Genomic DNA, 25,422 nt, shown 5'->3' with positions numbered 1-25,422 from the left:
CAATAATTTGTGACACTATTTTAGATATTATTTATTTTTCCCCCAAATATTTTTGTGAACTTGCTGGACTTTCTCCAGACCCATAAAAAAGGACGTAACGGGAAATACAAGAAGTAAAGAGATTTAGGTAAACTCAAAGTCTTTATATCTACAGAACTCGGATAAAATAACAGTATGACATAAATAAACTTCTGGATATTAGTCTTTACTGAATAATGATAATATAAAAAGGAGATTTTAAGATACGATACTAATAAAATCAGAGAGAACTTTTCATAATTAGTTAAGACAGCTTTGGACAATTGTTTAATCTCGATATGACCCATTTTCACAAGATAATGCAATGCCGATCTAGCCAGCTTTCTAGAACGTTTTTCAGTTGTTAATGGAACTAACTCTTCAGGTATCTTGGTTTTTAATAGTTGGGATGCCAATATAAGTGCCTGTCCCACTAAATGACGTTCATTTTTCACTAGCACTGGATAACTTTCATTCCTTATAATTTGATCAATGTCAGCTAACCATCGAAGACGAAACCAACCATGCTTGGCACCATGACCAACAAGATATAAAAACAAATCCTCTTCCCCAAGAAAATAGACGGCGGAGCTTGTAAGCGTGCTGAGCCTTTTCCGAATCCACAATTCATCAAAACTAGGTTCCTTCGCCGGAGGAGTATAAAATCTCCAATGAATTTCAATTTGGATTCTCTTCTGTGTGTGGTAATAACTTACATGATGACTTCTCCACATCTCCATTTTAAATGTAGCATGGTCTCCCTCTTTTTCGTATCCACAACTCAATAATAGTTCTTCGGTTTTTTCAACATCCGATTTAGGTATCAAAACATCTAAATCTTTAGAGGTTCTTAGGGAAATATCGCCGAAAATTGCGTCTGCAATTACCGGACCTTTTAGGAATATTGACCGAATACCATTTTCGTTAAATAATTTACTTATCCGTTCCATTTCTCCGCTTAGGTTAAGCATTTGAAATGTATTTTCCTTGTATTCTCGCCCTAGAGTATGAAGCACTTGGGAAGGGATCTCCCCGACCTCCATTTTACTCAATTTAGGATAAATTAAGGGGTAAATACGATGATGCCTGGCCAATTGTAGAAATAACTCCCAATCGATCCCAGTGAAAAGTCCCTTGGTGAGGCTCCCTAAATATCCTGGTTCATTCATCTGCATAATTTGAATTAATAGTTTTAACTCTTTTGGCATAAGTGACACATCAAGTTTATAATTGTTGTCCATTTCCTACCTCCTCCTTCCCCCTTACTTTTACAATGCCCACTGATTACACTACTCATCCCTTAGTAGTTTGCCAAATCATGTTCAAAGGCTCTATTTCTTTTCACTTCTTCACACGTTACCTTTCTCTATTAAGACTGCCAAAAGAATTAAAAATAACGAACACTTTTTGAAAGACCCTAAAATCGGTCATATTTAAGATTTCGAATCTTATTCACATTTTTTATGCAATCTATCACTTCAGACTGCCATAAGTATTTTCTTAACAACTTCAATCACCTTCTCTTGCTGCTTTACCGTCATATTCGAACCTGAAGGTAGGCAGAGCCCTTCCGCAAACAATCGTTCACAGACTACATCATCTTCACCATGTGGATAGAACTTACATCCTCCGAATAAAGGTTGCAGGTGTAGCGGCTTCCATACAGGACGAGCTTCAATATTTTCCCGCGCTAATTGATCTATAATCTGATAAGGCGTAATTTTAATCAGTTCAGGATCCATCGTCAACGTCGTCAACCAACGATTCGAAAATGTTCCATCCAACTCCGGCATGAAATGAACGCCATCGATTTCGCCTAAGGACTTGACATATCGATTAAATACGTTACGTCTAGTCTCCACTCGATTATCCAGCACTTCAAGTTGCGCACGACCAACCCCTGCAAGAATGTTACTCATTCGGTAGTTATAGCCGACTGTGCTGTGTTGGTAGTGCGGGGCTTCGTCCCGCGCTTGTGTGGCTAAAAACCGAGCCTTGTCCAACGCATCAACATCATCTGAAACAAGCATACCTCCACCAGAAGTCGTAATGATTTTATTTCCGTTAAACGAATAGATGCCAAACTTACCAAACGTTCCGCTTTTCTTTCCTTTATAAGAAGAACCAAGGGATTCGGCAGCATCTTCAATCACCGGAACTTCATAGCGATCACAAATAGCAATGAGTTCATCTATCTTCGCACTTTGCCCGTACAGATTAACAATAATCACAGCTTTAGGTAATTTTCTCACTGCTTGTGCATCTTCAAATGCGCGTGCTAGTGCAACAGGTGACATATTCCATGTCTCTTCTTCAGAATCAATGAAAACAGGTTCTGCACCTAAATAGAGAATCGGATTTGCACTCGCAACAAATGTAAGGCTAGAACAGAAAACTGTATCTCCCTGTTGAACACCCACTAACTCCAATGCCAAATGGATGGCAGCTGTCCCCGAAGACAAGACCGCCGCATCTTCCGTTCCAGCATAAGCTGCCATCTCTTTTTCAAAAGCATTCACATTCGGCCCAAGTGGAGCGATCCAGTTTGTTTCAAATGCATTATCTATATACTTCTGTTCGTTCCCGCTCATGTGAGGGGAAGATAAAAAGATCCGTTCATTCATTTATAAACCTTCTCTCTTCACTACTCTTGCCGGAGTACCGACAACAGTCACTTTATCTTCTATATCTGATATAACAACTGCACCTGCGCCGACTGTCGACCATGCACCAACCGTCTTTAAAGGAATCACGGATGCACTTGCACCGATATGTGCACCTTCGCCAATGGTCGTTCCTCCTGTTAATGCAGCACGCGGTGAAATGTGGGCATAATTACCGATAGCGCAATCATGCTCCACAACACAACCACTATTCACGATGACATGATCACCAATATTCGTATCAGCATTTACAATAGCACCTGGCATCACCACAGTTCCGTTACCAATCTTCGCACTTGGACTAACAATTGCGGAGGCATGTATAACACTTATATACGCTTCTGAAGAAAGGCCCAAATTCGAAACAATCTTCTGCCTAACTACATTCGATCCAATCCCTACGACAACACGGATTTGGAGTTCACTTTTCATCAATTCTTGTAGATGACTAACAGGTCCTTTCAGTAGACCATCTTCCACAAAGACTTCTTGGTACTTATCATCTAACTTCGCATATACGGACAAGTCATCATTTGAATTCACGATATCTGAAATGACCTTGGCGTGCCCGCTATCACCGATGATTACAATTTTCTTCACTGTAGATCACCCTTATCTTAAGATGCTTTATTCCCTTGAAACTTCGTCATCGTTGCCTGCCCATCCTGACTAATTCCCTCCGACTTAAAGACCTTCAACACCGTCATGAATAAAATCTTGATATCTAGCCAAAACGAACGATTTTCCACATACCATACATCTAACTCAAACTTTTCTTCCCACGAAATTGCATTTCGTCCGTTCACTTGCGCCCAACCCGTAATACCCGGTCGCACGTTATGACGTCTTTTCTGCCTTTCGTTATATAACGGTAAGTACTCCATTAACAATGGCCTTGGCCCAACAAAACTCATATCACCTTTTAACACATTCCACAGCTGCGGTAGCTCGTCCAAACTCAATTTACGAACCACTTTACCAAACGAAGTCAGCCTCACCTCGTCTGGTAGCAACTCCCCATCATTGTCCCGTTCATCCGTCATAGACCGGAATTTATAGACATAAAATGATTCTCCCTTAAATCCAGGTCTTTGCTGCTTAAACAGAACAGGCGAACCAATTTTAGTGCGAATGAGTAGTGCTGTCACACCAATGATGGGAGATAAAATAAGTAGCGCTAGTAAACTTACTATAAAATCAAATACTCTTTTCATTCCATTACACACTTTTCCATAATATATTTTAGTAACTAGAGCTTAAGTTTATTTCCTTTTAACCACATTCTTCGGATAAAAATAGTTTCAAGTTTTAATTACCATTCAATACCCAAATGATAAGCGAGGCATGATCATAGTTTCGATGCTTTTTAAATACTTTCTCAAAGTTTCTTACTATCGATCTAAAAAGACTCAAAAAAATTCCCACCTAACATTATATTTAGATACCTCGAAAACTTATTTTATAGATACTTATGAACGCGTTAACCATAATTATCCTCGATAAATTTCTTCCCAAAGTAAATGAAATGATGGTTGAATATTTATCAATCTACTTCTTTTTATTAAAGGAAACTATTTTAGATATTATCTTTTCAATTCTCACTAATTTAAACACTGAAAGTAATATTACATAAAAACATATGCTTATTAATGAACTAAGTACCAACGAAATAAAACTAAAAAAATAATTCGACAAAATTTTATCTGTAACAACAAGAGTAATAAAAAATACGGAATTCAAAACTATAAATTTTAAACTATTAATAAAAAAATTATCAAACGAGAATATTTTAACCTTTTTATTTAACGAGTATCCTATTAATATCGCTGCTACAATACCTGAAATACTAGTCGCAAGTGCTAATCCTCCGATTCCAAAGATTGAAGATAAAACAAAGTTTAATATAATATTTATGAAAAGCGCTATTGTTGCATTAATCATCGGGATTTTGGTATTCTCCATAGCATAAAATGCTTTAGAATATAAATCTCTTAACGCAAATCCTATTATCCCAATTGAATATAAACTTAAATTACCGGCGGTAAGTTTCACATCACTTTTATCAAAGGAACCTCTTCCATATATAATATTTACTATTTCATAACTAAAATAAATTAAAATAATCGTTATAGGTATTATCACTATAACAAAATACTTTTGTATCTCCTTAATCAAACAAATAAAGACTTTTATTTGTTTGTTAATATATGAATTATTCAGTTTTGGAAAGACAATGGAAAGCAATGTAACTATTATTATTCCATCTACAAGTAAATAAATTATATTAGCGTAGGTTAAGGATGATATCCCCCCCTGTAAAATTTCAGATGCAATTGATTTATCTACAATTACATTTATTTGATTAATTGAGACACTGATCATAATTGGTAGAGACATATAAAACATTTTGCGAAGGTATTCATCTTTAATATTCAATTTAAAGGAATACGAATAGTTTATTTTTCTTAAATAGTGAATAAGCAAAAGAAATTGTATTAACATCGCAACAACTACTCCGCTCGGGAGAAGAATTGCATTATTAAAAAAGTAACTAAGAAAAATAAATGTTATTAATGTAATATTAAATGCAATACTTCTAATCGAAGGACCTACAAAAGTATTATTTGCATTTAAATAACCGACGATTATATATATATGACCAATAAATAGGATTGAAAACAAGTTTATTCTTGTGAATATTATCGCTGTATCAAAAACATCATCAGCAAAACCAGGAGCAAAAATACTTACAAGTTTATCTGTGAAAATCAGACCCAAGATTAGGATTATCACACTACAAAGAAATACTATATTTATTATATTATTAGTAAATCTATCTGCATGTTTATCGCCTTTTTCTAATCTTATTTTTTGATAAACAGGGATAAAACTTGTTAATAAACCCAGCCCTACAACACTAAACAAAACCGTGGGTATAGTATTAGATATAAAATAAGCATCTGTTAAATCAGATATTCCATAAAAGTAAGATAAAATCAAATCTCTAGAAAAACCAATCACCTTTGAAAGTATTGCTATAACCATTAATATCATTGCTGTTTTCTTCATTAAATCAACCTTTAATTATTTTCTTTTAAATAAATAAACATATCCCAGTATTTTAGAAAATATTTTAAATCCAACTATATATCTTATATTCGAAAATAATTTTATCTTTTTATCAGGAATATAGTCCAATAACCATCTATGACTTTTTATAGACTGAAGTAATTTTCGTTTATTGTGCAGATCAGAACTAGATATAGTAGCTATGAGAATTAAGTAATGAAATGAAAAGTATTTCTGAATCAACCATCTTGGTAATGCATCTACTTCTCCGTAATCAGTTTTTTCTGTCCACTTCTTTATCATAGACCACAAATCATTAATTTTTTTTTCGTCTACTAATCTTGTTATGGAACCTTCCCATTGTCTATATACATAAAATTTTTTATCTACGTATATGATTTCATTTGACTTGGAGTATACTTTCAAACCCCAATCCATGTCCTCCGCAATTGTACCTTCCGGGAAGTAAATATTGTTATCAAGCAACACATCACTTCTTATCACTTTCCAATTCGCACTAGTAGTAAACTTATTATTATTTATTAAATATTTTAAGATATCATTTTTTTGAATAAATTTAAATAAATTATATTCATTTACTTTTAAAAACTCGAAATAGTTATCATGACATTTTTTATAATCAAAAATTATCAGCTCCGGATTTTCCATAGTAATTATTTCGTATATTATTTCTAAAAAGTTATTGGCACTCCAAAAGTCATCACTATCACAAAAAATGATAAAATCCCCAGCTGCATGAGTCAACCCAATATTTCTTGCTGCCCCCGCTCCTCCATTCTCCCTTTCGATTACTTTTATTCTATCGTCCATCGCTTGATATTTTAAGCAAATTTCCCCGCTATTATCAGTTGATCCATCATTCACAAGAATTAACTCGATATCCCGAAACGTCTGATTAACAATACTGTTCAAACAATCCTTGAGATAGCAAGATGCATTATAGACAGGTACAATAACACTGAACTTAACCATTTTTAATCCTTTTTTTTCTTTTAATAGCTATTCCCCACAATAAAATTATAATTTCTAATGACAGCGTTTTTGATCTATGTCTCATTGCTGTTCCATAATTCGCAGTACCCATTGCATGAATGATATATATAAATAATATTGAAGAAATTAAAGTGAATTTTATTACTTTTTCTGTATCATTTTTAGGTTTATAAACAGAAATCCAATTAACTATCCCCCAAAGTAGCACCATTCTTGGTATTCCATCTATTAACCAAGCCATCAATGTTGCTGAGTTAATGACTTGCCATGGTAAAGGCGCGGCAGAAAACATTATTAATCTATACGGACTTTGTACAATTATTTCTTGTAAGCTACTTGCAGATCCGGTGATATAAGCCGTATTACCAGCACTATATGAAGATACTTCGACAAGGTCATCCACATTATTTATACTATCAAATTTACTAAATAGAGTATTTGAAATAGGTGTCATAAACACAACAATTAAAACAAAAAAAACCAACGCAAACTGCTGAATTCTTAGACCTATTCTTTTTTTCTTGAAGTTATAAAAACAAAGGATAATGAAGTATACCAACAGTAATGCAATCATACCCGAATGAAATGATGCCGCAATAACCGCAAAAGTAAATGATAATAATAATGAACTGAAATTATACTTTTTCAAACATTTTATGAAGTAGTAAATAGACATCATGCACGCTAACTGTATTGGAATTTCTCTTAATATTGTAATACCAAAAATAAAACTAATTGGCCAAATACTTATTAATAACGCAGATAAGTTAGCCATAAAAGCGCTCTCCGTCAACAACTTCGCGGTTTTATGTGTAAATTTCACTAGTACAAGTGAACAAATAAACACAAAAACATTTATCACAGGTAAATTAATGTCAAAGAAGTAAAATATCACAGCCATAATCCTACTAAAAAGATTTACGTCAGCAATAATTAATAAGTCCAGAAAAATAGTACTATTATTCAATAAATTCTCTGCATGCCTTAAATATCCTACCCAATCGTTCCCTCCCATGGGCAAGTTTTTAAATTTTGCTTGATAAATAAGAAAACAAAATTTAATTAAACTAATTAATATAAAGTAAACTCGTGTTTCTTTATTTGTAAACTCTTTGAGTGTAACAATAAATACTAATAGGAGAATCAAAAGCGGTATAGACAATTTTATATAACTAATTTCCCAAATTATTGATAAAGATAAACAAAATATGATGAATAAAGGTGAAGAAATAATTGTATTTCTAATTAAATTTCTTTTTATTCTCATATCAAAATCACCTCTTTCTATGAATCTCGGTGAATTATGGTTTTGACCGATAAAGGTGAATTTTATTATGTTATCTCTGATTATGTTTTTAAAATATTTTTCCGCTTTCAAAAAATACTTTTCACATTACACAATCTTTTACTACATAATATTCCTTCTTTTAACTGAGAAGTTTAAAGTATGTATCAACGACTGGAATTTCATTTAAATATCAGAAGTTGAATGACTTTTTTAAATGTATTACTCAGTTTCTATATATCAACTTGTTATTAAAATAATCAATTACAAGAGTATTGCATTATCCACCTTGTATTATATTCAGCATATTAAACAACTTTATTAAATCCTTAAGACCAAAATTTGAGTTAATGTACATTCCTTGGCGCTAGTTAGCATGATTTTACTAGGCGATAAATCTCACTATTACTTTTAGTAGTCAGCGATAATTATAGCGTTTTAAACCCGCTTCTCCATATTAGTTAGAACTCAATATACACATGTTATTCGTCATGAAAAATTTAATTCTAATGTAAAATTTAGTTAGATGAGTTTTATATCATCTCGCAATGTCGAGAGTTGATATAAAACCCTGAAAACACATTAATAAATTCTTAATTTCTATTACCGACTATTTTTTTTACTATCTGTTTTACTTTTTGTTTTACTTCTTTTTGATTTTGAGTAAACTCTTCTAAGGTCCAACCAGCTAAATCACTTTCTACTTTTCTTATTCTATCTATTTCTTCTTTTAGAGTAACTTTATTATCAATTTTATTTTTGAAAGTTCTCGATAGTATTACAGAGGAAGAGGATAGCCTATAATGCTCACCTATTATTAGTTCTGATGGTAAATCCCCTTCACCAATCCTTGCAATTCCACCAAAGCCAAAAGGTATTTTCTTTACTTTGGATAACCCCGTCATATAATCAACAGTTCCACCACTTAGTACCTCAAACATAAAATCCAGACCTAATGAAATATGTAAATCATTTAGGCCAATAAATATTTCATCAATCCCTTTTACCTCTAATATATCCTCTAACCTTGCAAGGGATTGAGAAGTCTCTAATAAAAGTATCGTTTTAGCTCTTCCGTCTACAAATCGAACGAATTCTATAACATCCTCGACATCTAAAACCATTGGTAACATGATAATATCTGCGCCATCCGAAATAACCTTATTTATTTCATAAAAGCTATTTGTATGCATAGGATTTACTCTAACAAGCAATTCCGATTTATTTAAGACCTTCTTAATTTTCGATACATCTTCGATAGAATTTTCAGAAATAACGGTATTTCTACCTCTCTGTCGCTCTCTTTTATTTATTATTTCCAAATCAAAAAATATTCTGTCCACTCCAGCCTTTTCTGCTTCAACTGCAGAAATTGGATCGTCAACTAACATCATTAATTTTAATACCATGTTTCAACCTCGTTCCTTATAAAGTTTTTTTCTATCTTCGAATGTTAATTTAAGCATTCTATCTCTTGTAAACAACCTTTCAACTCTTTCTTTTCCTTTTAAACCCATTTCGATCATAATATTTTTATTATTAATACAGTATTCCATCGCCTTTTCTATTTCCAAAGTATTTTTCACAGGTACTAATAGGCCCGTTACATTTTCTTCTATCACTTCTGATGGACCAGGTATATTTGTTGTTAATATCGGTTTTTCCATTGCTGCCGCTTCCTGAATAACCATACTAAACCCTTCTCTATAAGACGGATGGACTAATACATCCATAATATTAATATATTTCGGTACCTCTTTGGTAAAACCAGTAAAAACTACTTTTCCCGATTTTTTGGCCCACTCTAAAAGATTTCTATCGACTGGATCCCCATCAAATTCTTCTCCTACAAGAATTAATTTTACATTGTCATGTTTTTCAGATATCCGATTAAAGGCACCCAATAACTCATTAATTCCTTTATCTTTTCTTATACTACCAACAAATCCAAATACAAAATCATTTAGGGTACCTAATTCCTGCTTCGTTCCAAAAATCAAGTCTTGATTCCTATAAAGCTCATACTTTTGGATATCAACACCAATGGTTCCACCATCGCCAATTATCTTCGCTTTTGATTTTTTATATAATTTTTCACTAATCGCAAACTCCATGTTCTTTCTACTAGCAGCCCTTATGTCGGTCGATAAAAGGCATGTGACCTTTTCGATAAATTTGAATATCCTCCTATTAATACCACCGAATCCAATATACCGGATGCCCCACTGGCAATAAATCCTAGTTGGAATTAACGCTAAAAATGATGCTATGGATGTGTAAAATGAAGCATTCGGAGTTGTATATTGTACTATGTCGAATTTATTTTTCTTGAAATATCTATACAACTGAACCGTCGATTTTATCCCTCCAAATAAGTCGGCTTTTCTTTTCATCTTAAGATTATAATACTTAAAGTTTTTCGGGATTTTATTAATAAAATCATTATCCATGTCACAAATAATCGTAATTTCAAATCCTTTATCACACATATCTATCAACGACTCCAACATAAAGGCATCTATTGTATTAGATATTGTACTAACTGCACACAATTTTATTTTAGTCATTTTTTCACAACCCCTTCATCTGCTCAGATATAGTTTATATTACCGATGAAAAGAGAGTAGAGAGACGAGTAATAAAATAATTGGCATCCTATACTAAGTTTTTTGCTTAATAACCAACCATCTCGCAATCGAGCTATAATATAATTTGAATTTCAGATTAACCAAAATCGGATTATACTGTCGTCAAATCCCCTTCTAATACCGCCACTTTCCTATTCGCTAGGCCCACAAGAACCTCTTTCATGTCCTCATTTGTCATTCCTAGCAGCTGGTCCATAACCAGCTTCATCTCCGAACTACTAATCGGCTCCGCCTTCCCTACGAAAATCTTCGGAAAGACATGCTCACTCTGTCGCTCATTGTCATTCAACAACTCTTCAAACAACTTTTCTCCAGGACGTATTCCCGAATACCTAATCTCAATCTCCTCTTCTGAATAACCCGAAAGACGTATCAAGTTCTTCGCCAAATCTACAATCTTCACTGGCTCACCCATATCCAGAACAAATACTTCTCCACCTGCCGCAAGCGTTCCTGCTTGCATCACAAGCCGCGACGCTTCCGGAATCGTCATAAAGTAACGTGTCATCTCCGGATCGGTCACTGTAATCGGACCACCCATGGCAATTTGTTTCTTAAATAGTGGAATGACACTTCCCCGAGAACCTAAGACATTCCCAAATCGTACAGCCGCGAATTTCGTCTTACTTTCTTTGGACAAGTTCTGCACGACCATTTCAGCGAAACGCTTTGTCGCTCCCATGACATTTGGAGGGTTCACGGCTTTGTCCGTTGAAACCATAACGAAATAAGAAACACCGAATGTATCGGCTGCTTCCGCAACATTTTTTGTACCAAAAATATTATTCTTCACAGCTTCCTTTGGATTCAATTCCATTAAAGGAACATGTTTGTGGGCTGCTGCATGATAGATAACATCCGGTGTGTATTCGCTAACGATATCGAATATCCGTGTTCGATCTTGAATATCTGCAATGATTGGAATGATTTCTGTGTCCTCGGATACGTTTTGACGTAATTCCATATCAATGTTGTAAATGGAGCTTTCACCATGACCTAACAGGATCAAACGTTTCGGTCTAAATCCGCTAACTTGCCGACAAATTTCTGATCCAATAGAGCCGCCCGCCCCGGTTACGAGGATGGTTTTGTTTGTCAGCTTATCCGCGATAGCTTTTAAATCAAGTTGGACTTCATCGCGTCCCAATAGATCTTCAATTTTCACATCCTGCATATCGTTAACAGACACTTTCCCCGTCATTAAGTCTTCAATGCGTGGGATTTTTTGCGTTTGAACGCCTGTATCGATACAGACTTTCATCAACTTCGCCATTTGTTGTTTCTCCATGGAAGGAATGGCAATGACAATTTTTTCGATATCATGTTCTTTGACGTAATCAGGTATGTGTTCAAGGCCTCCCATAACGTTCACACCATAAATTTCGAAGCCTTGTTTCGAACGGTCATCGTCCACGAACAACACAGGTTTCATGCCCGAAGCAGGATTGTGTTGGACTTGGCGTACAATCATTGTTCCCGCCTGTCCAGCCCCCACGACCATTGTCCTTTTCATAGGCGCCTCGTTACTGAGGGTAATGGCATCTCGTACAAGTCGCCACGATAAGCGTGAGCCCCCCAGTAAAAGAATATGTAACATCCACGTAATCCCCAATGCACGTACATAAATATCTTGGCTTGTCACAAATTGCACAACAGCGACGACGGCAATCGTCCATGTCACCGCCTTAAAAATTGAATTCAATTCCCCAACCGATGCGTATGTCCATACTTTTCGATATAAGCCGTAGCGCCATGCGAAAAAATGGTGCGCGAGTTGGATTGTGATGGCACTGATTAAAAGAGTTTTGTTTGTCAGAACATTGATGTAAGGATGTAGGAAGAAATAGCCCATGTAGATAGAAGAAAATACAATTATGGAGTCCATCAAAAATAGTAGTGACATTCTTTTTTTAATCGTCATCATAGTTACCCCTTTCTATTGTCCTAAAAAATCAAAGTTTTCCGTCGAATTATTTTTTTAGGTCTTTTTACTTTAAGAATCATATTTTTATCCACTCATCAGTATCAATAGTAACAAACTTTTTATAAGTTTGCTAGTACTTTCGCAAATTTATAAACCTTTTTACCTACGACAAATTCAGTCGAAGCACAGCGATATCAAGCGTTATAAGCCGATAATTGTAAAATTCACACCAAAATATGGTTTTCTGATAAACTTAAAAAATGTAAATAGCAAAAAAGTAGCACTTCCCCTCTCAGGACTGCACTACTTTTAAAAAACTATTCATTTTCCAATTCTCCACCATTTATACTCTTTCATCACATCCAACTCGAGTTGAATCACACTGTCGTTCACAAGAATACGCGCATTGTTTTCAAGCAAGATATCAGCAATCGAATGGAATTTCCTTTTTTCTAGATAGTCAAGCCCTTCATTGAATAAAGGAGGCCTCGTGACTAGATTATGTACGTCCGATCCGTATGTATGAATGAGATTCGCTTGGACAAGTCGGGATGCCACTTTTTGCACACCTTTTCCGAAATGACCAGCTAAACTGCCTGCCGTCACTTGCGCGAGTGCTCCTCGTTGTATCAGACGTCGTAGCCGGTCCGGCTTTTCCGCGATGGCCCGATTCCGTTCTGGGTGGGCGATGATCGGAACGACTCCTTCTAGTAGAAGCTGGTCAATAACAGGCACTGTATAGGCCGGTACTGTATTTGATGGCAATTCAAGTAACAGATACTTTGAGCCCGCCAACGTCATCACTTCGCCCGCTTTCCATTCCTCTATAATTTTGCCGTGAAGACGCACTTCTTGCCCGGCATGGACGGTCAGCGGCATCCCCGCTTCCCGGACAACTTTCCCCAATAAACTCACTTGCGCCTCAATCTCTTCTCTCGCCACATGAAAATGCGGGTGAAACGCATGTGGCGTAACAATCATATCCGTAATGCCTTCTTCCACAACTTTCTGCATAACGCTCACCGATTCCTCAATTGTTAACGGCCCATCATCGACCCCGAATAGAACGTGACTGTGCATGTCAACCATCCCGCTTCCTCCTTCTTCTCTATTCCCCTGCAGAATGAATTACAAGTAAAGAAAAGAGCAAAGGATAAAATTCCCTTACTCTGTTGCCAACCCATAGTATCCATAAGAATAATGATCTTTGTCAAACGCCACATCGTTCAGGATTGCCCCGATGAGATGCGCTTTCGATGAGACCAGCACTTCCTTCGCCCGAACTGCACTATCTTTTCCTGTCGTCCCCGAATTAATAACGAGGACGGTCCCGTCACATCGGTTAGCCAGAATTTGCGCATCTGCAACAGTAAGAACTGGCGGAGAATCGAAAATCACTAGGTCATACTTCTTTTCTAACTCTTCTAGAATCGTCTCCATCATTTGCGAACTTAGTAGTTCAGCAGGATTGGGCGGTATCGTGCCACAAGTGATAATGTCCAGCCCTTCCGTCCCACTCTCTTCTACAACATCGAAAATCCCGGCTTGTCTCGTCAGTACATTTGATAATCCTAACCCGTTAATAAGTTTGAACGACTGATGAACGGTCGGTTTACGCATATCCGCATCGATGAGTAATACTTTCTTGCCTTCCTGCGCAAATACGATCGCAACGTTGGCAGCAGTCGTAGATTTCCCATCTCTAGGTAACGCCGATGTAAAAAGAAGCGTTTTTAATTCCTGGTCCGGCATTGAAAAATTAATGTTTGTCCGTATCGTTCGATACTGTTCCGAATGGATCGATTTCGGATTCGTATCCGATACAAGTTTTCGTTGAACTGTGTTGATCCTTTTTTTCTTTTTCCACATCTTCGTCACCCCTTTCGTTTCCTACGTCTTTTAATCGCTTTTTTTCCTACTCCATCATCAGGAATCGAACCTACAAGCCCGAGTATCGGTAGACCAAGTAATTCTTCGACATCTTGTTCTGACTTAACGGTTGTATCCAAGTATTCTAGCAAAAACGCAATCCCGACGCCAAGCATTAGTCCGATAATTGCAGCGATTGCCATGTTCATCATCGGATCCGGTTTAATAGGTGACGGATTTGGCACATGAACTGCCGGCGTCAAAATGTTGACGTTATTTACGTTCATCAGCGTTTGGATTTCCTGTTGAAACACTTCCGCTGTCGTATTCGCTATCTCCACCGCTTGATGGTGATTCGTATCTTGCACACTAATGTTGACGACTTGCGAGCTTTGTGCGCTTCCTACAGTAATTCTCGAACCGAGTTCCCCCGGTGATGTTTGAAGGTCCAACTTCTCAATGACTTTCGACAGGATAGCAGGGGTTTTAATGATGACGCTATATGTGCTGATAAGTTGAAGATTCGTTTGTATATCTTGCGAATTGAATGGTTGTTCTTCGTTTTTTTGTTGATTGACAAGAATTTGGGTCGTTGCGTGGTAGATTGGTGTTAAGTATTGGTAACTAATGACACCCGCTACCGTCACCGCAAGTATGACCGCACCAATGATTAATACAAGCCTTTTTCTTAGTGTTTTGAATAAGTCTTGTAAACTAATCGTTTCTTCCATAAGTTCCAGTTCCTCCTCCATTACTACAATATTGAACTCCGACTAGTATACCATAATGACCATTTTTATGGGGCTATTTATTTTATTATTGGAAATGAGTAGGTATAATATACCTATACTTATTATCTATTATGTAATATCCTTCTTTTCATGATACAATTCTCTTATTAAAAAAACTACTTTTCTTACTATCTATTACCCGTTCATTTATAAACAAACTTGGGGAGGTTTCATGTTATGCGCAAGGTACGTGCGAAAAAGAAAAGGATCTGGCCATGGGTCGTAGGCGGGATTGGTGTTATTTTTCTATGTGTTGTGGTCTATGGTTTTATAATTTTTAAAGGTTTGACGGATACCGCAAAAGGCATCTATGAACCAATCGGCCGTGAAGTATCCGATATGCGGATCGAGCCGATTGCTTTTGAGAAAAAGGAACCATTCTCTGTGCTCGTCCTTGGTGTGGACGAACGTGATGGTGATAAAGGTCGATCAGATACGATGATTGCGTTGGCGGTCAATCCGGATACCAAGTCGACGAAAATGGTGAGCATCCCACGTGATTCGTATACGGAAATCGTTGGAAAAGGCACTCAGGATAAAATCAACCACGCCTATGCTTTTGGCGGGATTGAAATGGCTATGAATAGCGTTGAGAAATTGCTCGATATTCCGATTGACTATGTTGTGCAGGTGAATATGGACAGTTTTAAAGATATTGTGGATGCCGTTGGCGGTATTAAAGTGAATAATACGCTGGACTTTACAGCAGCTGGAAAGTCATTTCCTAAAGGCGAAGTGTCCTTGAACGGAGAGGAAGCGCTAGCGTTTGTACGCATGCGTCACGAAGATCCACGCGGTGATTTTGGACGTCAAGATCGCCAGAAACAAGTGATTCAAGCGGTGATGCGCGAAGGTGCTTCTTTAAATAGTTTAGTGAACTACAAAAGTATCTTTGGGGCCATTGGTGATAATGTACGTACGAATATGACATTTGATGAGATGACTGAAGTCCAATCGAAATACCGCGATGCATTCGGAAAAGTTGACCAGCTTTATATTAAAGAAGGTCAAGGGAAAACGATGAATGGGGTCTGGTACTACATGATGAACGATGCTGAGTTGAATACGATTCAGGGTGAGTTGAAAACGCAATTAGGACTGTGAGTTTTTAGGATGAGGGCCTGTCCTTCTACATGTATTCTCGCTTTCAGTATGATACAATTTGTCTATGAAAAAATTTATTTTATTAATTATCCTATTGGGTGTCTTGTTAGGTGGCCTGTTCTTTTCATCGGGCCAAACCTATGAACAGCAGACCTTGGTCCCATCGATGGAAAAATGGCTGCAAGGTAATAAACCATTCGAATCGGCATTGTCCACCCTGCAAGTACAGTATTGGGGGAAAACAATTTCGGTTGAGGAGCGAGGCTATTATCATTTTGTGGAGTTTCTTCTGAGGAAGAGTGCCCATTTCTTCATTTTCGGATTCATTGCCGCAACCATTTATTTGGTTTTGCCGAAGCATCGTATACGCTTTTTCACCGCTGCTGGGATTACTCTTTTACTAGCTGCCGGGGATGAGTACCATCAGTCTTTGACAGGCGGACGAACGCCAACGTTGCAAGACGTCGCGTTGGATATGTCCGGTGCGATTACGTTTTTGGTTTTGTTGTGGGTGGTTTTGTGGGTCAGGCAGTCGTGGAAAAAGCGAGTGAGTAGAAAGTAGTGTAGTCTGGGCGGAAGCCGGCTGCACTGCTTTTTTTGTTTGGGGTGACTCGGGCGGTTGGATGCTTTGGTGAGTTGGTTGGAGATTTTACATGTTTCGCTGTACACTTCAGTTTTTTTGTTGGACACCCCACTGTTCGTTGGATGATTTGTACGAATGGTGGCAGCACGCGGGTACCCGGGAAATCTATAAATATAATCAATGCTTTCTATCTATAAATCATCTCCATCTCCAGATAATTTCATCATCAGGATAAACCGCAGGTATGTATATACCCTTTTTTCTATTTTTATCATCAATAATAAGCCAATTGCTATCATCTAACCATTCTTCACTATAATTAGCTTCATCAAAATCATTTTCTTCATCAACAATCGCTGCAAAAAAAACGTTGAATTTCTCCATATTTTTTGAAGGGATCATCTCAGCATTTATCCACATTCCATCAACGTTAATATTGCTTATATCTCCTAAAAACTCATTTAAAAAGTATAGTTTCAAAATTCTCCCTCCTTTGATGTAACCTTAATATATTGGCTAGGAACTTCCCCTTTAATCAAATACTCATTATCCCTTTTAGTCCAATTCATTGCTCTCCCCTTCCAATAATCAGAAGAAACAACATCTCTTTCTATTAATTTTTGAATTTGTTTCGGAGAAAGTACAACAACATCTTTTACCTTTCCAGCCTGTATATCTTTCCTTAAGGCTGATATATCTAGTTCAAGTGGCATCAATGCCGCCGTCTGAGTCGCATCAAATTCATGCAATTGTGTGACTGTATCATTTCTTTTCATTGTAGCATTGCGGATGCCAACCTGCACTTCGCTATCATCGAGATGCGGTAGGGCAACAATATCGGCCACCTGGTTCATAATGCTGTTAGCTTCATCAGTCAAACTTTCCGTCAGTCGCGCAATTTGCTGGAGTCCATGTTCGATTTCTACTTCTAGAAAATTCTCCCGAATATAGCCAGACGGATCTGGTTCCAGGGAATCGAGGGCCATTTCCATCTGCTTGAGGACCGTTGTGTAGCGGTCTTGAAATTGCCGGACAAATTGTAGGAAAGGCAAATGGCATTCTGCATAGAATCTGTAGATTACCTGTCCTCCTTCACCTGTAAGCGAATCTTCCATCGCGATTAGCCCTTCAATCGACCGTTGAATCAATTCTATTTCATTCCCAATCTGGTCTAGCATTGCGATGTTTCGGCGAAGCCCATCCTGAAACGGATGAAACGTCTAGTATTTTTATATGTATCGCCTCTTCCGAAATTGTAAACGGTAAAATACTCCTTCATGTTTTTGTACGAAGTTCATGTGTAGGAAGTTTCCTTATTGTTTAAAAATGAGTCAGATGGGGTGCGCAGATTCTATCTACCTATAACTAAAGTAGTGTAGTTAAAGGTTGAATACCTTGCGTCAGTGCCAGGATACCCGGGTGCTTCCACAATTCGTAGGGAATGAATGGAGTCAGTACGCTGGTACTCGAGGAATGCATGTCCAAAGAAATATGAAATGCATCCGGTTTGTTGGACACTTTACTAGGCAGGCAATCAAAAAACGAGAACCCCCTTCATATAGAAGAAGTTTCTCGTTTTTGATTATATTAGTACCTGGTCCACAGAACTATAAACGAATTACTTAGTTAGTGTAATACCAGTTTTTTGAGCGTTAAGCGCAACATCTAGAATATCAGTTGTTTTAGTTTCTACAGTAGTTATTTTGCTGACATCTGCAGCATTATCTACTGTAAGAACAAGCTTGTCTGCTTCAACTTTAAAACCTTTGATAGCAATTGAAGCACCTTTACTGTCAAACAATTTAACTTCATCTTCAATAATTGCAGTTCCAGCAAGTGGTGCAAGTACTTCAGAGTAAGTTACAGTAATTTCTTTAAGTTCAGTAGCATCAAACGATTTAGCTTCAGGAGCAGTATTGTCCGTAATAGCAATTGTTTTAGTAAATGCCTTATTTACTTTGTTGTCTAATGTCTCTACACCAGTTACCTGGAAGACTGCTTTCGTATCATCTGCTTTTACAAAACCAGCTGGAAGAGTAATTACTACAACACTTTGATCAACATTACCGTTTACTTTGGCAAATTCAATCTTAGTATCAGCAGGTAATACCACACCGTTAACTTGGTAAGCAGCTGGAGTTAAAGCAGAACCAGTACCTGTTGCTTTTACTTTAGCACCAAAGTTAACTGTAACAACATTTTTATCTTCCGTTGCACCAACGATTGTAAATGTAGTTTCAACTGGCTTAGTTGCATCCGTTACGTCTACTTCAAAATCAAATTTAGCGCTCTTATTAGCTGCAAGTGATTTGTCAGTAACAAATCCTTCAGCTAAATCGAAGCTATACTGATCTGCCTTCAAGCCTGATTTAAGTGTGAATACAACTTTCTTAGCATCATCATTTATAGCTGGAGTTGCTACATCTGCAAGTGAAAGAATTTCACCTTTCGAGTTTACAACCTTAATTTTACCAGCATTTAATGAAGTAACTTCTTTAGAATAAGTGACAGTGAATGCTGTAACTTTTCCATTCGTTACTGAAGTTTCTACATTTGTTACTGCAGGTGCAACTGTATCTTTAGTAACCACTACCGATTCTTTAACATCAGCAGCGTTTGTGTTTCCAATTGCATCAACAAGTGCTCCTTTAGCAGCTGTCAATGTAACTGTATCAGCGTTACTGTTCTTATAAAGGTAGTCACTGTTTAAAGTAACGATATATTCTTTTTTGTTTAAAGGATTTACCTTAACATCTGAAACGATGTTAGCTGTAAATGCTCCAACTTTACCTGTAAGAACTAATTTATTGCCTTTAACTTCTTCGTCTAGTGTTACTTTTACTGAAGTTTCATCTACTGCTACAACACCCGTAATAGAAGGTGCAACATCATCCACAGTGATTGTTAATGGAGCTGTTTGCAAAGCTTTAACGTTACCAGCAAAGTCAGTCGCTTTGACAACAGTTACGTCGTACGCTTTAGTTGCATCAAGATTTACAGTGATAGTAGCAGTTTTGCCAGTAACAACTGGTGTATAGTTTTCATTACCAATTTTCACAGTTTCAATAGTAGCAACATCTTCGTCAAATGTTAATGTAACTGAAGTTAATTTTTCAGTAGTAGCTTTTACAGTCGTATTTACAGATGTAAGAACCGGTGCAACCGTATCATTCACTGTTACCTTTTGGTTAACTGGGCTTACGAATTTTCCGTTTGTTCCTTTAACAGTCTCGAAAGGAACTTTAACCGTGTATTCACCTTCAAAGAAGTTTTTTGCTGTTAGTGTAAGTGTTTTGCCATCTGCACTTAACTCTTGACTTACTTTACCAGCATTATTTGCATCTTTACCAGCAGCCACAGTAATTACTTCAACACCAGAAGCATTTTTAAGTGTTTTAGCATCTACTGGAGCACTGAATGTAACAGTGATTGTTTTAGCATTTACTGCATTAACCGAAGAGACTGTTACCACATCCGACTCCGCTTTACCCAGCATCTCTAATTTATGTAGGAAAATCGCTAGTTCTCCACGTGTAATTGAAGCGTCTGTTCCGAATTTCGTATCTGTTTTTCCTGAAGTGATACCGTTATCGACTAGCGCCGCAACTGCTTCTTTATAACGTGGTGAAACATCGGTGAACTTCACATTGTCTGTGTTGCCTTTGATGCCATACGCTTTTGCAAGCATTAGTGCTGCTTCTCCACGCGTGATAGATGCTTCAGCGCCGAAAGTTGTCGCTGTTTTTCCATTAATGATTGATTTTGCTTTTAATCCGTTTACATAAGCTTTTGCACGAGCTGGTACATCTGTGAAACCAGCGTTTGGTGCGCTTGCAATTTCTTTTTCAGTTAATACTGTTTTCGCTAATAGAACCGCAACGTCAACACGTTTGATCACTTGTGTAGTACCGAACTTTGTAGCTGAAACACCGTTTGTGATGTTGTTATCCACAAGATAGGTAACTGCTTCTTTGTAACGCTCTCCAACATCTGTGAATGCAGTTGAATTTGCAGAAGCCACAGGTACAACAGCTGTCGCCACAAGTGCTGCTGTTGCAGCAGTAGCAACGAATTTTTGATAAGGTTTATGTTGAATTGACATTATATATTTCCTCCTAGAAGCTATTAGTAAACAGTCTATTCCTAATTTACACTAGTAGAATAGAGTTTCACTTTAACAAGGAAGCCTTTCAATTACAATCGGTAACTTTTGGATATTAGTTACTAATATGCAATTATAGGTAACTATTTTACCTTTATTCCCTCTCAACGTATAGGCAAAAATCCTTTTGCCGCCGGAGTGAGAACAGTGTAGACTAGGAAAGTATGAAGGAGGTTTAACCCATTGAAAAAAATAGTTTCTGTTACATTAGCAGTTCTTCTACTGTCTTTTGCCATTAAAGGTCCGAGTGCTTCCGCAGCTTTCACCGATGTAGGTGGAAATTATCGCGAGGCCGTCGATTATATCGTTAGCCAAAAGTATGCAAACGGAATTTCCTCGACGAAATTCGGTACGCAAGCTTCTATTAAGCGGATCGATGCCGCTGTAATGGTTGCCCGCGCAATCGGCATCAACGAAAATACGAAATCCCCTTCCGCAGGTTTTACAGACGTACCTAAAAACCGCGCATGGGCAGTCAATGCACTAGCATCTCGTGGCATCATCAGCGGGAAAAAAACAGGTACATACGGGTCCGAAGATTCGATGACTCGCTCTGAAATGGCAAAAGTGTTAGCATCGGCTTACAATTTACAAACCGACAAAACAACCATTCCATTTACAGACGTCAGCCCGCGTTTTGTGCCATACGTCGCTGCCCTTGTTGATAATGGCATCACTTTCGGTAAAACGAATAAGTCCTTTGGTGGGTCCGATAAAATCAAACGTGGTGAATTTGCCCTATTCATTTTCCGTGCAGATGGCTTATCGAAAATCGAACCACCCAATGTCGAAAGTGTCACGTAAATTATTCACTAGATTAATAGATTTAGTTTGAGTTCTACCGAGTTTATGTTAAAATATAAGATGTAGGATAAATCCTGTTTTATAGAATATATTTCGACTGGTTGAAGCCGAAAAAAAATCCAAAAGACTCCCTTGTCTATTGGATTTTTTTTATGTCCAAAAAAGCCTATACATATTGAACCTATTATTTTTTACCCAATCTCCAGCGAAGGCGCTACCGGGGTAGCCGAAGCAATAAGACTAAGGAGGGATGCAGTTCAATCCCTCCCCAATGGTGGTTTTCCATCAGGCTTATTGCGGGAGGCATCCCCAAGCGCCAAGCGTTGTAGATAAGATTTTTTCATTCAACACATATGTACATCGAACCTATGATTCCCCCCCAATCTCCAGCGAAGACGCTACTGGGGTAGCCGAAGCAATAAGACTAAGGAGGGATGCAGTTCAATCCCTCCCCAATGGTGGTTTTCCATCAGGCTTATTGTGGGAGGCATCCCCAAGCGCCAAGCGTTGTAAGTAGGATTCTTTCATTCAACATATATGTACATTGAACCTACGATTCTCACCGAATCTCCAGCGAAGGCGCCTAACTGGGGTAGCCGAAGCAATAAGACTGATGGTGGTTTTCCATCAGGCTTATTGCGGGAGGCATCCCCAAGCGCCAAGCGTTGTAGGTAGGATTCTTTCATTCAACATATATGTTCATCGAACCTATGCCCCCCCAATCTCCAGCAAAGGCGCCGAACGCTTTAAGCAAGATTTCTTAGTTCAAACTAGATAGTTTGCTAATTTACTCTTTACATCAAACAACTCTTCTGATTTGGAGTGCCCGAATGTCCTATGGTGAAATCTAGCAAAGTTCCGTATACTAGAAACATTGAATTTCAAAGGAGTTTTTGCATGCTAAAGAAGAAGGTTTTACTTGTCACCCTGGCCATGTTACTCGTATTCCAAGTCGGTGTTGTAGGTGTTAGCGCGGGAAATGTCTCCCAAGGTGTCTATCACTCTAATGAAAATATAAATGTTGGCGGACGAAACCAAACGGTCAATCAGTTGTCCATTAATCTAAACCAACCTTATACGACAATCGAAGTCGGTGGATCCAGTCTCGTTAACAAACTATCTACCGTTTCAAGTCTAGCAAAATTACATACCCAAGATAAACATCACGTAGTCGGGGCCATTAACGCCTCATTCTTTCACTTTTCAAACGGCTACCCAAGCTATCTGTTGATAAAAGATAAAAAGATTCAACATCTCGGGGCAGTATCTACAAACTATAATGATTTCATGCACACGCCAGCTGCATTCGGCGTCACGAGCGATAATACAGCTAAAATCGGCAGGTACAACCTTGCAATCCAGATCGAACATGCCGGCAATTCGTTCCAGCTTACTTCATTAAATAGAGAGCGCAACAATAACGAAAGTATTCTGTATACCTCAAGTTGGCCGTATGATCGGACACGCACGAACAATACAGGATTAGAAATCGTCGTTGAAACGCCAAGATCTGCGGAGCAAAATATCTCCCTTGGCGAAAAAGTAACCGGCACTGTCACAGGCATTCGCCCATATGGACAAGCTACAAGCGCAGCTATTCCTAAAAACAGTCGCGGATTCGTTATTTCTTCACAAGGTACAGAAGCTGAGAAATTACGAAACATTAAAATCGGCGATAGTATCTCTGCTTCATTTGACGTAGATGAAGAATGGAAAGATGCTAATTTCATGTTGGCAACTGGTCCCCTTCTCGTTCAAAACGGTAAGGTTGCTATGTCGATTGATCCCAATAGTAGTCGTGCAAAAGAGCGCACAGCACGCACTGCCGTTGCAACAGACGCAACAGGAAAACGCGCATTTTTCGTTACTGTTGACTCTGGTGTCAAAGGCGTCAGTTCAGGTATGACGTTAAATGAATTCGCCAATCACCTTGTCAAAATCGGTGCTCACAATGCCCTTAATTTAGATGGCGGGGGTTCCACAACAATGGTGACGCGGAAATATGGCGATATCTACCCAACACTTGCGAATCGACCATCTGCTGGTCGTGAACGTTCGGTGAATGCCATTCTTGAAGCAATCAGTACTGCACCTTACAGTGATCCAACTTATATCACTGCTAGCCAAACCGAACAAGGCACGGTCGCAATTGGTGCTTCTGTGGGCTTTAAAGTCAATTCCGCATTGGACCAATATTACAACGTCCTGACGATCGATCAGTCCAAACTAAAACTTGAATCGGTCACGAACGGCGTCGGTGTCATCGAGAACAATAAGTTCGTCGGACAAAAAGCAGGTTCGGGCGTCGTCAATGCACTTTACGGCAACACACCGATTACGATTCCTGTTAGCGTAACGGATAAAATTGACGATATCGTCATCACACCAGCTGCCATCCAAATCGGTACGGGTGAAACGATTAGCGTAAATGCAAAAGGGGTCCTTAAAAATGCCCAAGTCATCTTCAACCCAGATGCCGTTCAACTTTCGGTTTCTCCAAACGTTGGAACGATCGAAGGGAAAACATTCGTTGCTGGAAACACGGAAGCAACAGGCACATTAACAGCTACATTCGGTAGTATGAAGAAAACGGTACCTGTCACTGTTTCAGATAAACCTGTCGTAGTTGGCTCCTTCGAATCGATTACAGGTCTTGAAGCGACAACTGCCCGCGCGCAAGCTTCAATAGGTCTAGAAACGAAGATTCAACCGATTGACCAGAAAGGTTCAGTTCGACTGAATTATGATTTCACAGCGAACAAAGAGAATGTTTCAGCCGCTTACCTAACATGGACGAACGGCTTCAAATTGGCTTCACAGCCGAAGAAGTTAGGCGTTTGGGTATACGGTGATGGTAAAAATCACTGGCTGCGTGGTTCATTAACAGACGGTAACGGCAAGGATGTCGTCGTTGATTTTACCAAAGAAAACGGCTTGAACTGGACGGGTTGGAAATACGTCGAAGCAGTCATCCCGCCAAACACTGTTGCACCACTAACATTGAACCGTCTATACGTCGCTGAACAAACACCAGCGAAAAAAGATAAAGGCTTCCTATTGTTCGATAAACTACAAGTCTTCTATTCAGATAAGCCATACGTTGAGAAAGCTTTTGCACCCTCATCTACTGCAAGACAAGTAGAAACGAACAAGAAATTCACTGTTAAGTTAACACAACCAATGAAAACTGAGTTTTTCACGGATCGTTACATTTACGTTGAAGACGTCAACGGTGTCCGTCAACCTGTCACTGTTTCCAAGACAACGGATGCGCGAACGCTTGAAGTGTCCGCATCTGTCAGCGGCTATACATCAGGTAGCAGTTACCGCCTTGTCGTGACACATTTTGTTCAAAGCAACAAAGGTGTTCCCATGGTAAAAGACCATATCACGGAATTCAAAGTGAAATGATAAAACACCTCTTTTGATTCACCATTTTCGGTCCGCTTTCGGCGAATTAATCACGACAGATTTACCGAGAGTCGATA

19 protein-coding genes and 1 pseudogene are annotated in these 25,422 nt (G+C 38.1%); 4 read left to right on the top strand and 16 right to left on the bottom strand.

Annotated elements, in window-relative coordinates:
* Positions 1–20: 20 nt before the first annotated feature.
* The 13 genes from ACIQ0H_RS08600 to ACIQ0H_RS08540 form a co-directional block, all read right to left on the bottom strand.
* Positions 21–1,259, bottom strand: a complete 1,239-nt coding sequence (locus tag ACIQ0H_RS08600) for a nucleotidyltransferase domain-containing protein (protein ID WP_403413342.1) — start codon at positions 1,257–1,259, stop codon at positions 21–23.
* Positions 1,260–1,496: 237 nt separating this feature from the next.
* Entirely contained in the window at positions 1,497–2,642 is a 1,146-nt protein-coding gene (locus tag ACIQ0H_RS08595; protein WP_403413340.1) for a DegT/DnrJ/EryC1/StrS family aminotransferase, read from the bottom strand.
* Positions 2,643–3,281: an acetyltransferase gene (locus tag ACIQ0H_RS08590; RefSeq protein ID WP_403413338.1), complete on the bottom strand. Its 639-nt coding sequence runs from the start codon at positions 3,279–3,281 to the stop codon at positions 2,643–2,645.
* A gap of 17 nt (positions 3,282–3,298) precedes the next feature.
* Positions 3,299–3,895, bottom strand: coding sequence for a sugar transferase (locus ACIQ0H_RS08585; RefSeq protein WP_403413336.1), 597 nt, complete (start codon positions 3,893–3,895; stop codon positions 3,299–3,301).
* Positions 3,896–4,229: 334 nt separating this feature from the next.
* Positions 4,230–5,750 (bottom strand): murein biosynthesis integral membrane protein MurJ, encoded by a 1,521-nt coding sequence (gene murJ / locus ACIQ0H_RS08580; RefSeq protein ID WP_403413334.1) that lies wholly within the window; start codon positions 5,748–5,750, stop codon positions 4,230–4,232.
* Between the two features lie 15 nt (positions 5,751–5,765).
* On the bottom strand, positions 5,766–6,743 hold the full coding sequence (locus tag ACIQ0H_RS08575; RefSeq protein WP_403413332.1) for a glycosyltransferase family 2 protein: 978 nt from the start codon (positions 6,741–6,743) through the stop codon (positions 5,766–5,768).
* The gene (locus ACIQ0H_RS08570; protein ID WP_403413330.1) at positions 6,736–8,031 is read right to left on the bottom strand and encodes a glycosyltransferase family protein; all 1,296 of its coding nucleotides are present in this window, start codon (positions 8,029–8,031) and stop codon (positions 6,736–6,738) included. The genes ACIQ0H_RS08575 and ACIQ0H_RS08570 overlap by 8 nt, the downstream gene beginning before the upstream one ends.
* Before the next feature lie 611 nt (positions 8,032–8,642).
* Positions 8,643–9,458, bottom strand: coding sequence for an aldolase/citrate lyase family protein (locus ACIQ0H_RS08565; RefSeq protein ID WP_403413328.1), 816 nt, complete (start codon positions 9,456–9,458; stop codon positions 8,643–8,645).
* A 3-nt stretch (positions 9,459–9,461) separates the two neighbouring features.
* Positions 9,462–10,616, bottom strand: coding sequence for a glycosyltransferase family 4 protein (locus tag ACIQ0H_RS08560; protein ID WP_403413326.1), 1,155 nt, complete (start codon positions 10,614–10,616; stop codon positions 9,462–9,464).
* Between the two features lie 172 nt (positions 10,617–10,788).
* On the bottom strand, positions 10,789–12,618 hold the full coding sequence (locus tag ACIQ0H_RS08555) for a polysaccharide biosynthesis protein (protein ID WP_403413324.1): 1,830 nt from the start codon (positions 12,616–12,618) through the stop codon (positions 10,789–10,791).
* Between the two features lie 324 nt (positions 12,619–12,942).
* Entirely contained in the window at positions 12,943–13,710 is a 768-nt protein-coding gene (locus ACIQ0H_RS08550; RefSeq protein WP_403413322.1) for a tyrosine-protein phosphatase, read from the bottom strand.
* A gap of 75 nt (positions 13,711–13,785) precedes the next feature.
* Complete coding sequence (locus ACIQ0H_RS08545; RefSeq protein WP_403413320.1) at positions 13,786–14,490, bottom strand: CpsD/CapB family tyrosine-protein kinase; 705 nt, start codon at positions 14,488–14,490, stop codon at positions 13,786–13,788.
* 5 nt (positions 14,491–14,495) lie between these two features.
* Positions 14,496–15,221, bottom strand: coding sequence for a YveK family protein (locus ACIQ0H_RS08540; RefSeq protein ID WP_403413318.1), 726 nt, complete (start codon positions 15,219–15,221; stop codon positions 14,496–14,498).
* Positions 15,222–15,458: 237 nt separating this feature from the next.
* Here ACIQ0H_RS08540 and ACIQ0H_RS08535 point away from each other — a divergent pair, with 237 nt between their 5' ends.
* Together ACIQ0H_RS08535 and ACIQ0H_RS08530 are read left to right on the top strand one after the other, a co-directional pair.
* Positions 15,459–16,385 carry an LCP family glycopolymer transferase gene (locus tag ACIQ0H_RS08535; protein ID WP_403413316.1) on the top strand — a complete coding sequence of 309 codons (927 nt, stop codon included), beginning with the start codon at positions 15,459–15,461 and terminating at the stop codon, positions 16,383–16,385.
* A 64-nt stretch (positions 16,386–16,449) separates the two neighbouring features.
* Positions 16,450–16,947, top strand: a complete 498-nt coding sequence (locus ACIQ0H_RS08530) for a VanZ family protein (RefSeq protein ID WP_403413314.1) — start codon at positions 16,450–16,452, stop codon at positions 16,945–16,947.
* 219 nt (positions 16,948–17,166) lie between these two features.
* Here ACIQ0H_RS08530 and ACIQ0H_RS08525 read toward each other — a convergent pair whose 3' ends face one another.
* The 3 genes and pseudogenes from ACIQ0H_RS08525 to ACIQ0H_RS08515 all read right to left on the bottom strand — a co-directional run bounded on the left by ACIQ0H_RS08525 (position 17,167) and on the right by ACIQ0H_RS08515 (position 21,070).
* Positions 17,167–17,448 carry a hypothetical protein gene (locus tag ACIQ0H_RS08525; protein WP_403413312.1) on the bottom strand — a complete coding sequence of 94 codons (282 nt, stop codon included), beginning with the start codon at positions 17,446–17,448 and terminating at the stop codon, positions 17,167–17,169.
* A pseudogene (locus ACIQ0H_RS08520) lies at positions 17,445–18,164 on the bottom strand (T7SS effector LXG polymorphic toxin); the annotation flags it as partial. The pseudogene ACIQ0H_RS08520 and the gene ACIQ0H_RS08525, both read right to left, overlap by 4 nt.
* A 422-nt stretch (positions 18,165–18,586) precedes the next feature.
* Entirely contained in the window at positions 18,587–21,070 is a 2,484-nt protein-coding gene (locus ACIQ0H_RS08515; RefSeq protein ID WP_403413310.1) for an S-layer homology domain-containing protein, read from the bottom strand.
* A gap of 243 nt (positions 21,071–21,313) precedes the next feature.
* On the opposite strand from ACIQ0H_RS08515, the gene ACIQ0H_RS08510 reads away from it, so the two are divergent.
* Both ACIQ0H_RS08510 and ACIQ0H_RS08505 read left to right on the top strand, forming a co-directional pair.
* Positions 21,314–21,934 carry an S-layer homology domain-containing protein gene (locus tag ACIQ0H_RS08510; protein ID WP_403413308.1) on the top strand — a complete coding sequence of 207 codons (621 nt, stop codon included), beginning with the start codon at positions 21,314–21,316 and terminating at the stop codon, positions 21,932–21,934.
* A gap of 897 nt (positions 21,935–22,831) precedes the next feature.
* Positions 22,832–25,345 (top strand): phosphodiester glycosidase family protein, encoded by a 2,514-nt coding sequence (locus tag ACIQ0H_RS08505; RefSeq protein WP_403413306.1) that lies wholly within the window; start codon positions 22,832–22,834, stop codon positions 25,343–25,345.
* Positions 25,346–25,422: the final 77 nt, after the last annotated feature.

The organism is Sporosarcina sp. NPDC096371 (genome assembly GCF_044762865.1).
In the GTDB taxonomy this organism is placed as follows: domain Bacteria; phylum Bacillota; class Bacilli; order Bacillales_A; family Planococcaceae; genus Sporosarcina.
Note: the sequence above shows the minus strand (reverse complement) of the source record. Positions and strands in the feature narration are given on the sequence as shown.